Consider the following 12567-nt stretch of genomic DNA (forward strand, 5'->3'; position numbering starts at 1 on the left):
AGGACGTGGCAGGAAGCGTCTATGTGGCCGGTCTGGCGCCCGGGGTCGGCAAGGGCACCGTCGCGCTCGGGGTGGTCGAGTTGCTGTCCCGGCGGGTGGCCCGGATCGGGGTGTTCCGGCCGCTGCTCTCCCGCACCGGCGACGACCCGCTGCTGACGCTGCTGACCGAGCGCTACCCGGTGATGGCCCCGTACGCCGAGTCGTACGGCGTCACCCTCGCCGAGGCCCGCGAGCTGGTCGCCGACGGCAAATGGGAGGAGCTGATCTCCCGGATCGTGGAGCGCTACCGCGAGGTGGAACGCCGCTGCGCCTCGGTCGTGGTGATCGGCAGCGACTTCGCGGCGGGACCCGCGGCGGGCGGCGACGAGATGCCGCGCGAGCTGGGCTTCAACGCCCGGCTGGCGACCGAGTTCGGCAGCGTGGTGCTGCCCGTGGTCAGCGGCGAGGGGCGGACCACCGAGTCGCTCGCGGCCGCGGCGCGCAGCGCGTACCACTCCCTTGTTGCTCTTGATGCCACCGTGCTGGCGGTGATCGCCAACCGGGTCCCCGACGGACTCGAAGTTCCGGCGGATGCCGGGCTTCCGGTGCCGATGTGGGCGATCCCGGAGGTGGCCGCGGTGGCCGCACCCACGGTGGCCGAGGTGGCCGCCGCGCTGAACGCCACCGTGATCACCGGTGGCGAGGGCGCGCTCGACCGGGACGTGCACGACTACGTGGTGGGCGCCGCGCACGTGCCGGCCGTGCTCGAGCACCTGACCGACGGGGCACTGATGATCACCCCGGGCGACCGGGCCGACCTGCTGGTGGCCGCCAGCGCCGCGCACGCGGCCGGCAACGTGACCCTCGCCGGGCTGGTGCTGACTTTGGGCGAGTTCCCCGACCGGCGCGCGGTCGAGGTCATCGAGCGGCTCAACACCGGGCTGGCCATGCTGGTGGTCGACGCCGACAGCTACCACACGATCGCCGCGGCCGGCCGGATCGAGGCGCGGCTGTCCACCGGCACGCCGCGCAAGGTCGAGGCGGCCCTCGGCGCGTTCGAGGAGAGTGTGGACACCGCCGCGCTCGCCCGGCTGCTCGACGTGGCGCGCTCCTCCCGGGTCACCCCGTTGATGTTCGAGAACGACCTGATCGACCGGGCCCGGGCCGAGCGGCGGCACCTGGTGCTGCCGGAGGGCACCGACGAGCGCATCCTGCGGGCCACCGAGACGCTGCTGCGCCGCGGCGTGGCCGACCTGACCCTGCTCGGCGACCCGGCCGAGATCACCCGGCGGGCCCGCGAGATCGGCGTCGCGATCGGCGACGCCCGGCTGGTCGACCCGGAGACCAGCGAGTGGCGCGACGACTTCGCCGAGCGCTATGCCGAACTGCGCCGCAAGCGCGGGGTCACCCTCGATCTGGCGTACGACGTGGTGCGCGACGTCAACTACTTCGGCACCCTGATGGTGGCCGCCGGACTGGCCGACGGCATGGTCTCGGGCGCCAACCACACCACGGCGGCCACCATCCGGCCGGCCTTCGAGATCATCAAGACGGTGCCCGAGGTGTCGGTGGCGTCCAGCGTGTTCTTCATGCTGCTGGCCGACCGGGTGCTGGTCTACGGCGACTGCGCGGTCAATCCCGACCCGGACGCCGCCCAGCTCGCCGACATCGCGCTGTCGTCCGCGCGTACCGCCGCGGCTTTTGGCATTGAACCCCGGGTCGCGATGCTCTCCTACTCCACCGGCAGTTCCGGCGCCGGCGCCGATGTGGAAAAGGTCGCGGCGGCCACCGCGGTGGTCCGGGAGCGTCAGCCCGATCTGCCGGTCGAGGGTCCGATCCAGTACGACGCGGCGGTGGACCCGGCGGTGGCGGCCACCAAACTGCCGGACAGCGCCGTCGCCGGAAAGGCCACCGTGTTCGTCTTCCCCGACCTCAACACCGGCAACAACACCTACAAGGCGGTCCAGCGCTCGGCCGGTGCGGTCGCGGTCGGGCCGGTCATGCAGGGCCTGCGCCGCCCGGTGAACGACCTGTCCCGCGGCGCCACCGTCAAGGACATCGTCAACACGGTGGCCATCACGGCGATCCAGGCGGCGGCCCGATGAGCAGCCGGGTCCTGGTACTCAACTCCGGCTCGTCCTCGGTGAAATACCGGCTGTTCGACGGCGCCGGCACGCTGGCCAAGGGCCTGGTCGAGCGGATCGGAGAGGCCGGCGGCGACGCCACCGACCACCGCGCCGCGCTGCAACGGATCATGGCCGAGACCGACCTGTCCGGCCTGGTCGCGGTCGGCCACCGGGTGGTGCACGGCGGCGCCGAGTTCGCCGAGCCGACCGTGGTCGACGACGTGGTGGCGGCCCGGATCGAGGCGCTCATCCCGCTCGCCCCGCTGCACAACCCGGCGGCGCTCAGCGGCATCGAGGTGGCCCGCAAACTGCTGCCCGACGTGTCGCAGGTGGCCGTCTTCGACACCGCGTTCCACGCCACCATCCCGGCCGACGGGGTGACCTGGGCGATCGACGCCGGCCTGGCCGAGCGCTGGCAGATCCGGCGGTACGGGTTCCACGGCACGTCGCACGCGTACGTGTCCCGCCGCACCGCCGAACTGCTCGGTAAAGACCCGGCCGAGACCAACGTGATCACCCTGCACCTGGGCAACGGCGCGAGCGCCTGCGCGGTCCGGGGCGGCCGCAGCGTGGCCACCTCGATGGGCATGTCGCCGCAGGGCGGCCTCGTGATGGGCACCCGCAGCGGCGACATCGACCCGACCGTGGTGTTCCACCTGCACCGGGTCGCCGGCATGTCGCTCGACGAGATCGAAACCTCGCTGACCCGGCGGGCCGGCCTCCAGGGACTCACCGGCGAAAACGACCTGCGCGCGGTGCTCGACCGCCGGGCGGCCGGCGACCCCGCGGCGACGCTCGCCTTCGACGTGTACTGCCGGCGCATCCGCGAGTACGTCGGCGCCTACCTGGCGGTGCTGGGCCGTACCGACGCGATCGTGTTCACCGCCGGGGTGGGCGAGAACGCGCCGCTGGTCCGCGCCACGGCGCTGGCCGGCCTCGAGTCGCTGGGCATCGCCGTCGACCCGGACCGCAACGCCCGCCGCGACCAGATCATCTCGCCGGACGGCAGCCCGATCGCGGTGTGCGTGGTGCCCACCGACGAGGAGTTGGAGATCGCGCGCCAGGCGCTGGCTACGACACAGCCCAGATAACCAGCGCGAGCACGACGACGACACCGGCCACGCCGGCGACGATCAACGGGATCTTCGAGGTGGCGGCTTCCTGCGGCGCGTTCTGCGTGAAGGCACGGAAAGCCTCGGTGTTGCCGCTCGGATCGACGTGGTGGTTGTCAGACATGCGCACGACCATAGCGAAAAGATGCACGCCCGCCGACCACCGCACCCCTTACGGCCGCGTCGCCTACCAGGACGAATGCACCCGGTCCGACGATTTCACCCCTTAGTGGGAGTGTCGCACCGTACTTTCGGATCATGGGTACGCGGCGCGCGGTGGCACTCGCTCTGGCGCTGACGCTGGGCGCGTGCACGGGCCCGGTGGCAGCTCCCCCGCCACCGCCTCCCCCGCCCGCCGCTCCGTCGCCCGCCTCTCCGTCGCCCACCACGCTCCGCGAGGCGAGGTATCCGGTAGGCGTACGCATCCTGTACCTCCAGCGCGGCCCCGCTCGGCCACTCCCGACATATCTCTTTTATCCTTCCATCGGCGGCGCGACGGCGTCCGGCGGAGGAGCGCAGGGCGCGGGAGGGCACGGCGCGGGAGGGCACGGCGCGACGCGCGGCGCTGTCGGATCCGCGGCCCCGGCGCCCGTCGACAACGCGGTGCCGGCCGCCGGGCGTTTTCCGCTTGTGCTGTTCAGTCACGGGCTTACCGGGTCGCCCGAGCGCTACGCCATCGCGCTCGCCGACTGGGCCGCCGCCGGCTTTGTGGTCGCCGCCCCGCGTTACCCGTACACGAACCGCTACGCCCGCCCCTTCCGCCGCGCCGACATCGTCAACCAGCCCGCCGACGCCCGTTACGTCATCGAGCGGGTCCGGCGCCTCGACATCACCCGGGGCGACCCGCTGCGCGCGCGCATCGACCGGGACCGGGTCGCCGCCGTCGGCCACTCGGCCGGCGGCTACACCACGACCGGGCTGTTCACCGCGGGCCACGACCCGCGCCTGCGGTCGGCCGTCATCATGGCCGGCTGGCAGGCCCCCGGCGCGTTCGCCGGCCCGCCCGCCGAGATGCTTTTCCTCCAGGGCACCGCCGACCCCATCGTGCCGGTGTCGATGAGCAGAGCGGTCTACGCCCGGGTGCCCTGGACGAAGGCATACATCCTGCTGAAGCGCGAGTCGCATGGCACCTACCTGCGACCCGGCAGCCCGGGCTACCGCAAGATGCGCGGCGCCGTCGTCAACTTCCTGCGGCGGACGCTCCATCGATAGCGCGGCACAATGGGTCGGGTGCATCGGCGTACGGTCATCCAGGGTTTGGTGGTTTCCGCTGCTCTCGGCGGGTGCACGCAATATCCGGCCCGGCGCGCGGAGATCCCGCCGAGCCCCACGCCGACGACTCGGAAACCGATCACCGGCACCGCGCCCACCACTCGATTCGCCGTGCGGCGCAACAGGCTCGACCTGCGCCGCGACGACCGCCCGCTGCCCACCACGATCTGGTCGCCGAGGGCCGAGGGCCGCTACCCGCTGATCCTGTTCAGCCACGGGCTGACCGCCTCCCCGGACGGCTACGAGACGCTGCTCACCGCCTGGGCCCGGGCCGGCTTCGTGGTCGCCGCCCCGGCCTACCCGCACACCTCCTCCGGAGTTCGGGAGTTCAACCCGCTCGACGTCCTCAACCAGCCCGCCGACGCCAGCTACGTCATCACCCAACTGGTATCCCGCGGTAAGCACGACCGCATCGCCGCCGCCGGTCACTCCGCCGGCGGCATCACCACCATCGGCCTGTTCACCAGCGCCCGCGACGAGCGCCTGCGCGCCGGCGTCGTCCTCGCCGGCCGCCAGGTCGTCCCCTCGCCCTTCACCGGCGCCGAGGTCCCGCTCCTGTTCGTGCACGGCCGCCGCGACAAGACGGTCGCCTACGCCGAGGGCCGCGCCGCCTACGACGCGCTCACCTGGCCCAAGGCTCTGCTCACCTTCCCGGACGGCGGGCACGAGGCCACCGGCGACGAACTCGACGTGGTCGCCGCCACCAGCACCGAGTTCTGGCGCTGGTCCCTCTACGGCGACGGGGCCGCCAAGTCCCGCATCGCCCGCGACGCCGGGCAGGGCGGCCTGGCCACCCTCAGCAACCGCCTTTAGTGCAGCAGGTCGACCGCGACCTTGCCGAACACCTCGCCCGACGCCAGGTGCGCGAACGCGTCCGTCACCGCGGTGAACCCGTACGTCGAGTCGATCAGTGGCCGGATCTCCTTGGCCACGCACAGGTCCAGCAGCGCCACCAGTTCCGCTCGCGTGCCCATCGTGCTGCCGAGCAGTTCCAGCTGCATCGCGAACAACCGCCGCAGGTCGACCGTCGCCAGGTGCCCGCCGGTCGCGCCGCACACCACGATCCGGGCGCCCGGTGCCGCGCACTTCATCGAGTGGTCGAACGTCGGCGCGCCCACCGACTCGATCACCACGTCCACCCGCTCGGGCAGCCGCATGCCCGGCTCCACCGCCACCGCGCCCAGCTCCGCGATCTTGGCCCGCTTGTCCGGGTCGCGGCTGGTCGCGTACACCCTCTTGCCGAGAGCGAGCGCAAGCGCGACGGCCGCCGTGGCCACCCCGCCGCCGGCGCCCTGCACCAGCACCGCAGTGCCCTCGTCGACCCGGCCGCGGGTGGTCAGCATGTGGTAGGCCGTCAGCCAGGCGGTCGGCAGGCACGCGGCGTCCAGGAAGGACAGCCCGGCCGGCTTGGCGATCAGGTTTTCCCGCGGCACCGCCATCCGCTCGGCGAGCGTGCCCGGATGCCGCTCGGAGAACAGCGAGTAACCCCGCGGGTCAGCCTTGTCGGCCACCACCGGATAGACGACCACCTCGTTGCCGTCCGGGTCGACACCGGCCGCATCGCATCCGAGCACCATCGGCAGCCGATCACCCGGCAGCCCCACGCCGCGCAGCGACCAGAGATCGTGGTGGTTGAGCGAGGCGGCACGCACCTCGACGGTCACCCACCCGTCCGGCGGCGTCGGCTCCGGCACCTCGCCCACCGCGAGCGCGCGAAGCGGCTGGTCGTCATCGGCGGCGGTGGCGTAGGCGGCACGCATGGGAAAGACATTAACCCCATTTCCGGTACGCGAAGAGAACCAGCCAACCGCACGAACGGCAGCCCTCGCCTCAGTGGACCGGGCCGTGGCCACTCGCCCTCCCCGGTCCGCTGCCGGGCTGTCCCGCGGGGCTGGGCTCAAAGAAAGATCCGGCGGGCCTCCCGGCCCACCGGATCCACTGCGTCGCTAGTTGTCAGGCCGTGGTCGCCTGAGCGATCGAGTCCGGCTGAGCGATCGAGTCCGGCGTTACGCCCGGCACCGAGCGGCGGGCCACGCCGTCCCGGGCCGCCGCCTCGGCCACCGCCTTGGCCACCGCCGGTGCCACCCGCGGGTCGAGCGGCGACGGCACGATCGCCTCGGCGCGCAGGTCGTCCGAGACCACCTCGGCGATCGCGTCGGCCGCGGCCACCTTCATGGCGTCGGTGATCGTGCTGGCCCGGCAGTCCAGCGCGCCCCGGAAGATCCCGGGGAAGGCCAGCACGTTGTTGATCTGGTTGGGGAAGTCGCTGCGGCCGGTCGCCACGATCGCCGCGTACTTGTGCGCGATCGCCGGCGGCACCTCGGGCGTCGGGTTGGCCAGCGCAAAGATGATGCCGCCCGGCGCCATGCCGGCCAGCGCACTCTCCGCGATGCTGCCGCCGGACACCCCGATCAGCACGTCCGCGCCGATCAGCGCCTCGGCGATGCCGCCGCTGCGGCCGGAGAAGTTGGTGGTGGCCGCCAGCTCCGCCTTGACCGCGGTGAGGTCCTCGCGGTCGCGGTGGATGATGCCGCGCGAGTCGCAGACGATCACGTTGGCCTCCTCGACGCCGGCCGCGATCAGGGTCTGGGTGATCGCCACCCCGGCCGCACCGGCCCCGCTGATCACCACCCGCAGGTCGGCGAACCGGCGGCCGAGCAGCGTGGCGGCGTTGCGCAGCGCGGCCAGCGTGACCACCGCGGTGCCGTGCTGATCGTCGTGGAAGACCGGGATGTCGAGTTCGGCGTCCAGCCGGCGCTCGATCTCGAAGCAGCGCGGCGCGCTGATGTCCTCGAGGTTGATCCCGCCGAACGACGGCGCCATCGCCTTGACCGCCGCCACGATGCCCTCGACGTCCTGGGTGTCCAGGCAGATCGGGATCGAGTCGACCCCGCCGAACTGCTTGAACAGGATCGACTTGCCCTCCATCACCGGCATGGCGGCCTTCGGCCCGATGTTGCCGAGGCCGAGCACGGCCGAGCCGTCGGTGACCACCGCGACCGTGTTGGCGGTCCAGGTGTAGTCGGCGTACAGGGCCGGATCCTCGGCGATCGCCTCGCAGACCCGGGCCACGCCGGGGGTGTACGCGAGGGACAGGTCGTCCCGGCTGGACAGCGAGACGGTCGAGCTGATCGCCATCTTGCCGTTCCTGTGCAGGTCGAAGACGGGATCGGCGGCCAGCGCCGGATCCAGCTCAAAACTGAAATAAGACATGGTGACTCCACACGGCATCGACATTGACACGGTGCACCGGCGCGGTCCTCGGTCGCGAATGAGCGCCGAGCGGCGGTGCGATGCGGGGATCACCCGGGAAAGCGACCACAGCGCGGGTGTGCGCTGGGGTTACCCGACATTAACCTAACCGACCGAGCCGCGGGTAGTAACGAATTAACACCCGCCCGATGACATCCGCCACCCCGTACGCTCGGGAATCGTCGTGCACCAGAGCGTTGTCGCCCTGCACCCACCAGCCCCCGTCGATCTCGCGCACCGCACGCTTCACCACCAGCAGATCCGGCCGGCTGCGGAACCGCGCGACCACCACGTCACCGGCCCTTACCCGCCCGCCGCGCCGGACGATCAAGGCGTCACCGGCGCGCAGGGTCGGCACCATCGAGGGTCCGCGCACCAGGACCGCGAACAGTGGTAATTGCCACCTCAAGGCATCAGTCTCCCGTTGCGTTAGGGCCGAGATGTAAGGGGTAGTGTCAAGTGCGGATCATCGCAAACTGTCTGGAGGAGTCCTGATGCGACTTCCGCGCTTCCTCATGCCCCGTACCGTGGTCAGCGCCCACTGCGACCTGCCCTGCGGCGTCTACGACCCGGCGCAGGCCCGGATCGAGGCTGAGTCGGTCAAGGCGATCGCCGAGAAGTACCAGTCGAACACCGACCCGGAGTTCCGCACCCGCGCCATCCTGATCAAGGAGCAGCGCGCCGAACTGGTCAAGCACCACCTCTGGGTCCTGTGGACGGACTACTTCAAGGCCCCGCACTTCGAGAAGTACCCCAACCTGCACCAGCTCTTCAACGAGGCCACCAAACTGGCCGGTGCCTCCGGCGCCAAGGGCTCGGTCGACCCGGCCGTTGCCGACCAGCTGCTCGGCAAGATCGAGGAGATCTCCAAGATCTTCTGGGAGACCAAGCAGGCGTGAGCTTCACCGCTGTCGTCCGGCCGGTACGTCCCGAGGACGTACCGGCCGTCGTCGCTATGGTGCACGAGCTGGCCGCCTTCGAGCGGGCCGCCGAGCAGTGCCGGCTCACCGTCGAGCAGCTGGAGCGCGCGCTGTTCACCGACCGGGTCGTGTCCGGGCACGTCGCCACCGACGCCGGCGACCGGCCGGTCGGCTTCGCCCTCTGGTTCGTCAACTTCTCGACCTGGACCGGCACCGCCGGCATCCACCTCGAGGATCTCTTCGTCCGCCCGGAGGCCCGCGGCACCGGAGCCGGCGGCGCGCTGCTGGCGGCTCTCGCCGAGATCTGCGTGAGCCGCGCGTACGAACGCCTCGAGTGGGTGATGCTGGACTGGAACCCGGCGGCCGAGTTCTACGCCGCGATCGGGGCCGAAGTCGTCGCCGACTGGGTGCCGTACCGCCTCTCCGGGGCGCCGCTGCACCGTCTCGCCGAACGCGCCTCCCCCGCCGCCCGCGTCAACCGTTAGGCTCTGCCCGTTGGGAGGGTGGCAACGGTGACTCTGACGGACGCACAACACCCGGCGCTCGGCGACGACGTCGTCCTGCTCACGGTGCCCGCCGACGGCGGCTACCTGGGCGTGCTCCGGACGGCCACCGCCGGCCTGGCCGCCCGCCTGCACTTCGCGCTCGACGAGATCGAGGATCTGCGCATCGCCGTCGACGAGGCCTGCGCCATGCTGCTGGCCATCGCGACCCGCGGCGCCGAGCTGGAGTGCCGGTTCACGGTGACCGACGACGCGCTCTCGGTCGAGGTGAGCGTCACCACGGTGCGCGGCGCCCGGCTGCCGGCCGAGTCGTCCTTCGCGTGGAAGGTGCTGACCGCGCTGACCACGTCGGCCACCGCCGAGGCGAGCGGCCGGCACGCGACCATCCGGCTGCTCACCCGCCGCACCGAGATCTAGCCCGGATCGAAAATCAGCGGGTCGACGCCACGATGTAGTCGAGGTGCCGGGCCGCTGCCCGGCTGGCCGCCTCGCCGTCGCGCACGGCGATGCAGTCCAGCAGCTGCCGGTGGTCGGCGTCGATCTGCACCCAGTACCCCACCGGGAGGTTCTCGGTGATCGATTCCCCGTACGAGGCGTGATACATCGGCCGGGCCACCAGCTCGAACAGCGGGTTGCCGGTGGCCTTGGCCATCGCGGTGTGGAACGCGGTGTGCGCCGCCAGCATGGTGTCGAGGTCGTCCAACGCCGGATCGAACAGCGCGCCGCTCATCTCGACCAGGTGCTCGTCGTTGCGCCGCGCCGCGGCCAGCGCGGCGGCCGGCACCTCGAGCGCCCGGCGCAGCTCCAGGAAGTCGTCGAGGCCCACCGAGGCCGAGTTGCCGAGCAGCGTGAATCCGGCGGACAGGCCGTCAGCGAGCTGCGCGGCATCCGGATGCGCGACGAAGCTGCCGCCGGTCACCCCGCGGGTCGTCACGATCAGATGCTGGCTCGCGAGCAGCCGCAACGCCTCACGTACGGTGCTGCGACTCACCCCGGTCTTGACGCACAACTCCGGCTCCGGCGGCAATCGCTCGCCGGGTCGCAGTCGTCCCGAAGTGATATCGGCCCGTAACTCGTCTGCCAGTACCTGATAGGCGGGCGGACGCACCGTAGATCCGGTCACCTTCACAGGGTATTCCCTGCGGGGCCGCCAGGGGGTGACTAATCGACACCCAACGCTCGGGTGCTCGCCGGCAGCACGATGAGCAGGCCGGTGACCAGTGCCAATGCCATCAGAAGCAGACCCAGCCAGAGCGGATCGACCTGCATCAGGAAGCCGCCGGTCGCCATCACGAACAGCTGGACGACGATGGCCGGGCCGCGAGCGCCGGCCGTCCGCCGGCCCAGCCCGCGGGCGACGAAATAGACGGCGACGGCCGACAGCGCGGCGAAGGCGGTGAGCGCCAGGGCCATCCCGAGGTGCAGCGAGTCGCTGGTCAGATCGAGATAAATCAGGAAAGCGGTGAGCCCGGCCAGTGCCGCGGCCTCCAGGTAGAGGAGCCGGACCGCCCACACCAGCGTGGCCGGCTCGGCGGCCACCGGTTTCTCACCAGTCACAGGTGCACCATACCGACACAGTTTCTACCGATCGTTAGGTACAGTGCCGCGCATGCGAGCGTTACTGGTGGTTAACCCCAAGGCCACCACCACCAGCGAGCGCAGCCGAGACGTGCTGGTCCGGGCGCTGCGCAGCGCGGTCCACCTGACCGTGGAATACACGAGCCGCCGGGGGCATGCCGCGACGCTGGCACGCGCGGCCGCAGAGAGCGGCGTCGAGGTGGTCGTGACCCTGGGCGGCGACGGCACGGTCAACGAGGCGGTCAACGGCCTGATGACCGCGCAGTCCGCGCTCGCCGGACTGTCCGGCCCGCGGGCGCACGCCCTGCCCGCGCTCGCCGTGGTGCCCGGCGGTTCGACGAACGTTTTCGCCCGCGCGCTCGGCCTGCCCCGCGACTGGGTGGACGGCACCAGCGTGATCCTCGATGCGCTGCGCGACGGCCGCAGCCGGATCATCGGCCTCGGCATGGCCGACGACCGGTATTTCACGTTCGCCGCCGGGGTCGGCCTGGACGCCGCCGTGGTGCGCCGGGTGGAGCAGTCCCGGCTGCGCGGCCGCCGCTCCACGCCCGCGCTGTACTTCCGCTCGATCGTCGGCCAGATGCTGACCGGCGACGACCGCAAGTCGCCGCCACTGTCCATCGAGCGCCCCGGCGAGCCGGCCGAGACCGACCTCGGCAACGTGATCGTGCAGAACACCTCACCGTGGACCTATCTCGGCGACCGCCCGGTCCACCCCAGCCCGACCGCGTCGTTCGATCTCGGACTCGACATCACGGCGCTGCGCCGGCTCGCGGTGACCAGCACCACCCGTACGCTCGCGCAATTGGCCACCCGCAAGGGTGACCCGCGCGGCAAGCAGGTGCTGCACCTGCCCGACCAGACCGAGTTCACCGTGGTCGCCAGCCGCCCCCAACCGTTCCAGCTGGACGGTGACTACCTGGGCGAACGCCAGAAGGTGCGCTTCGTGTCCGTTCCCGAAGCACTACGTGTGATCTGTTGACGATCGGGTACAGCATCACGATCCGTTACAGAAAGACGGGCAAAAGGTCGGCGCGCGGCCCGGGAACCTACTACATTGATGGGAGCGTTGGTCATCGGGCTCTGGCGATAACCGCAGAACCGGACAAAGGGGTCGTGAGCCAGCTCACCCGCGCGGAGAAACTTCCGCCGCTACCCTTGACATCGCACGAGTTCGTGAAAGCATTCACAAGCGATAAGAAGTAACCAGTTGCTGCTTGCGCGCGTTCCTAATCCAGAAGCGCCGAACGGCACCCGGTAACGCAAAAGCTTGCTGACGCCACGGTGATCAGACGGGCTCCCGCCCGCAGGTCACCTACGCGCATGCATAGGTAAACCAGTAACGCGATTTCATTACCCCATCCGAAATAAGGAGTGTTGCCGCCATGGACTGGCGTCACGATGCGATCTGTCGCGACGAGGACCCGGAGCTGTTCTTCCCGATTGGGACTTCCGGGCCCGCGCTGCTGCAGGTCGAGCAGGCCAAGGCCGTGTGCCGGCGGTGCCCCGTGACCGAGGAATGCCTCTCGTGGGCACTCGAGTCCGGTCAGGACGCCGGCGTATGGGGCGGGATGAGCGAAGATGAGCGACGCGCCGTCAAGCGTCGCGGCGGCCTCCGGGTCGGCGCTCCCACCGCCTGAACTATCCCCCCACAGCATTTGCGCCCCGGGCCGATCGGCACCGGGGCGTCTTGCTGTTTCCACCCGATTACACAGCGCGCCGAAACCTGAGAACTTCCCGAGAGACCATTTTGATCACCGCCCACACCTCTCCCCACTTTCCGAATTGATCTCGAAATTGCCCGCCCCAAACGATTAGCGTTCAT

Annotated in this window: 15 protein-coding genes; 9 read left to right on the forward strand and 6 right to left on the reverse strand. The window is 70.9% G+C overall.

What is annotated here, in order from left to right; genetic code table 11:
- Window positions 1–5: 5 nt before the first annotated feature.
- Together pta and Ari01nite_RS07310 are read left to right on the forward strand one after the other, a co-directional pair.
- Window positions 6–2084, forward strand: coding sequence for a phosphate acetyltransferase (gene pta / locus Ari01nite_RS07305; RefSeq protein WP_203780261.1), 2079 nt, complete (start codon window positions 6–8; stop codon window positions 2082–2084).
- The gene (locus Ari01nite_RS07310) at window positions 2081–3196 is read left to right on the forward strand and encodes an acetate/propionate family kinase (RefSeq protein WP_203780262.1); all 1116 of its coding nucleotides are present in this window, start codon (window positions 2081–2083) and stop codon (window positions 3194–3196) included. The genes pta and Ari01nite_RS07310 overlap by 4 nt, the downstream gene beginning before the upstream one ends.
- On the opposite strand, the gene Ari01nite_RS07315 is transcribed toward Ari01nite_RS07310, so the two are convergent.
- On the reverse strand, window positions 3177–3341 hold the full coding sequence (locus Ari01nite_RS07315) for a hypothetical protein (RefSeq protein ID WP_203780263.1): 165 nt from the start codon (window positions 3339–3341) through the stop codon (window positions 3177–3179). The genes Ari01nite_RS07310 and Ari01nite_RS07315 overlap by 20 nt on opposite strands.
- A gap of 134 nt (window positions 3342–3475) precedes the next feature.
- Between Ari01nite_RS07315 and Ari01nite_RS49640 the strand changes: the two genes are divergently transcribed.
- Window positions 3476–4429 carry an alpha/beta hydrolase family protein gene (locus tag Ari01nite_RS49640; RefSeq protein WP_239162529.1) on the forward strand — a complete coding sequence of 318 codons (954 nt, stop codon included), beginning with the start codon at window positions 3476–3478 and terminating at the stop codon, window positions 4427–4429.
- 9 nt (window positions 4430–4438) lie between these two features.
- A complete protein-coding gene (locus Ari01nite_RS07325; protein WP_203780265.1) occupies window positions 4439–5302 on the forward strand; it encodes an alpha/beta hydrolase family protein in 864 nt (287 codons plus the stop codon).
- On the opposite strand, the gene Ari01nite_RS07330 is transcribed toward Ari01nite_RS07325, so the two are convergent.
- The 3 genes from Ari01nite_RS07330 to Ari01nite_RS07340 form a co-directional block, all read right to left on the reverse strand.
- Entirely contained in the window at window positions 5299–6249 is a 951-nt protein-coding gene (locus tag Ari01nite_RS07330; RefSeq protein ID WP_203780266.1) for a zinc-binding dehydrogenase, read from the reverse strand. The genes Ari01nite_RS07325 and Ari01nite_RS07330 overlap by 4 nt on opposite strands.
- A gap of 193 nt (window positions 6250–6442) precedes the next feature.
- Window positions 6443–7702, reverse strand: coding sequence for an NAD(P)-dependent malic enzyme (locus tag Ari01nite_RS07335; protein WP_203780267.1), 1260 nt, complete (start codon window positions 7700–7702; stop codon window positions 6443–6445).
- A gap of 139 nt (window positions 7703–7841) precedes the next feature.
- Window positions 7842–8150 (reverse strand): S26 family signal peptidase, encoded by a 309-nt coding sequence (locus Ari01nite_RS07340; protein ID WP_275410827.1) that lies wholly within the window; start codon window positions 8148–8150, stop codon window positions 7842–7844.
- 85 nt (window positions 8151–8235) lie between these two features.
- Between Ari01nite_RS07340 and sodN the strand changes: the two genes are divergently transcribed.
- From sodN to Ari01nite_RS07355, 3 genes are read left to right on the forward strand one after another with little or no spacing between them, the layout of a single operon-like run.
- A complete protein-coding gene (sodN, locus tag Ari01nite_RS07345; protein WP_203780269.1) occupies window positions 8236–8640 on the forward strand; it encodes a superoxide dismutase, Ni in 405 nt (134 codons plus the stop codon).
- Complete coding sequence (locus Ari01nite_RS07350; RefSeq protein WP_239162530.1) at window positions 8637–9146, forward strand: GNAT family N-acetyltransferase; 510 nt, start codon at window positions 8637–8639, stop codon at window positions 9144–9146. The genes sodN and Ari01nite_RS07350 overlap by 4 nt, the downstream gene beginning before the upstream one ends.
- A 33-nt stretch (window positions 9147–9179) precedes the next feature.
- Window positions 9180–9581, forward strand: coding sequence for an ATP-binding protein (locus Ari01nite_RS07355; protein WP_203780353.1), 402 nt, complete (start codon window positions 9180–9182; stop codon window positions 9579–9581).
- A gap of 13 nt (window positions 9582–9594) precedes the next feature.
- Here the strand turns inward: Ari01nite_RS07355 and Ari01nite_RS07360 are convergent, their stop codons facing one another.
- Window positions 9595–10287, reverse strand: coding sequence for a FadR/GntR family transcriptional regulator (locus Ari01nite_RS07360; RefSeq protein WP_203780270.1), 693 nt, complete (start codon window positions 10285–10287; stop codon window positions 9595–9597).
- A 38-nt stretch (window positions 10288–10325) separates the two neighbouring features.
- Window positions 10326–10721 carry a hypothetical protein gene (locus Ari01nite_RS07365; RefSeq protein ID WP_239162531.1) on the reverse strand — a complete coding sequence of 132 codons (396 nt, stop codon included), beginning with the start codon at window positions 10719–10721 and terminating at the stop codon, window positions 10326–10328.
- A 52-nt stretch (window positions 10722–10773) separates the two neighbouring features.
- Between Ari01nite_RS07365 and Ari01nite_RS07370 the strand changes: the two genes are divergently transcribed.
- On the forward strand, window positions 10774–11724 hold the full coding sequence (locus Ari01nite_RS07370; protein ID WP_203780271.1) for a diacylglycerol/lipid kinase family protein: 951 nt from the start codon (window positions 10774–10776) through the stop codon (window positions 11722–11724).
- Window positions 11725–12127: 403 nt separating this feature from the next.
- Window positions 12128–12382: a WhiB family transcriptional regulator gene (locus Ari01nite_RS07375; protein WP_093619131.1), complete on the forward strand. Its 255-nt coding sequence runs from the start codon at window positions 12128–12130 to the stop codon at window positions 12380–12382.
- Window positions 12383–12567 lie beyond the last annotated feature (185 nt).

It is taken from the genome of Paractinoplanes rishiriensis (assembly GCF_016862375.1).
In the GTDB taxonomy this organism is placed as follows: domain Bacteria; phylum Actinomycetota; class Actinomycetes; order Mycobacteriales; family Micromonosporaceae; genus Actinoplanes; species Actinoplanes rishiriensis.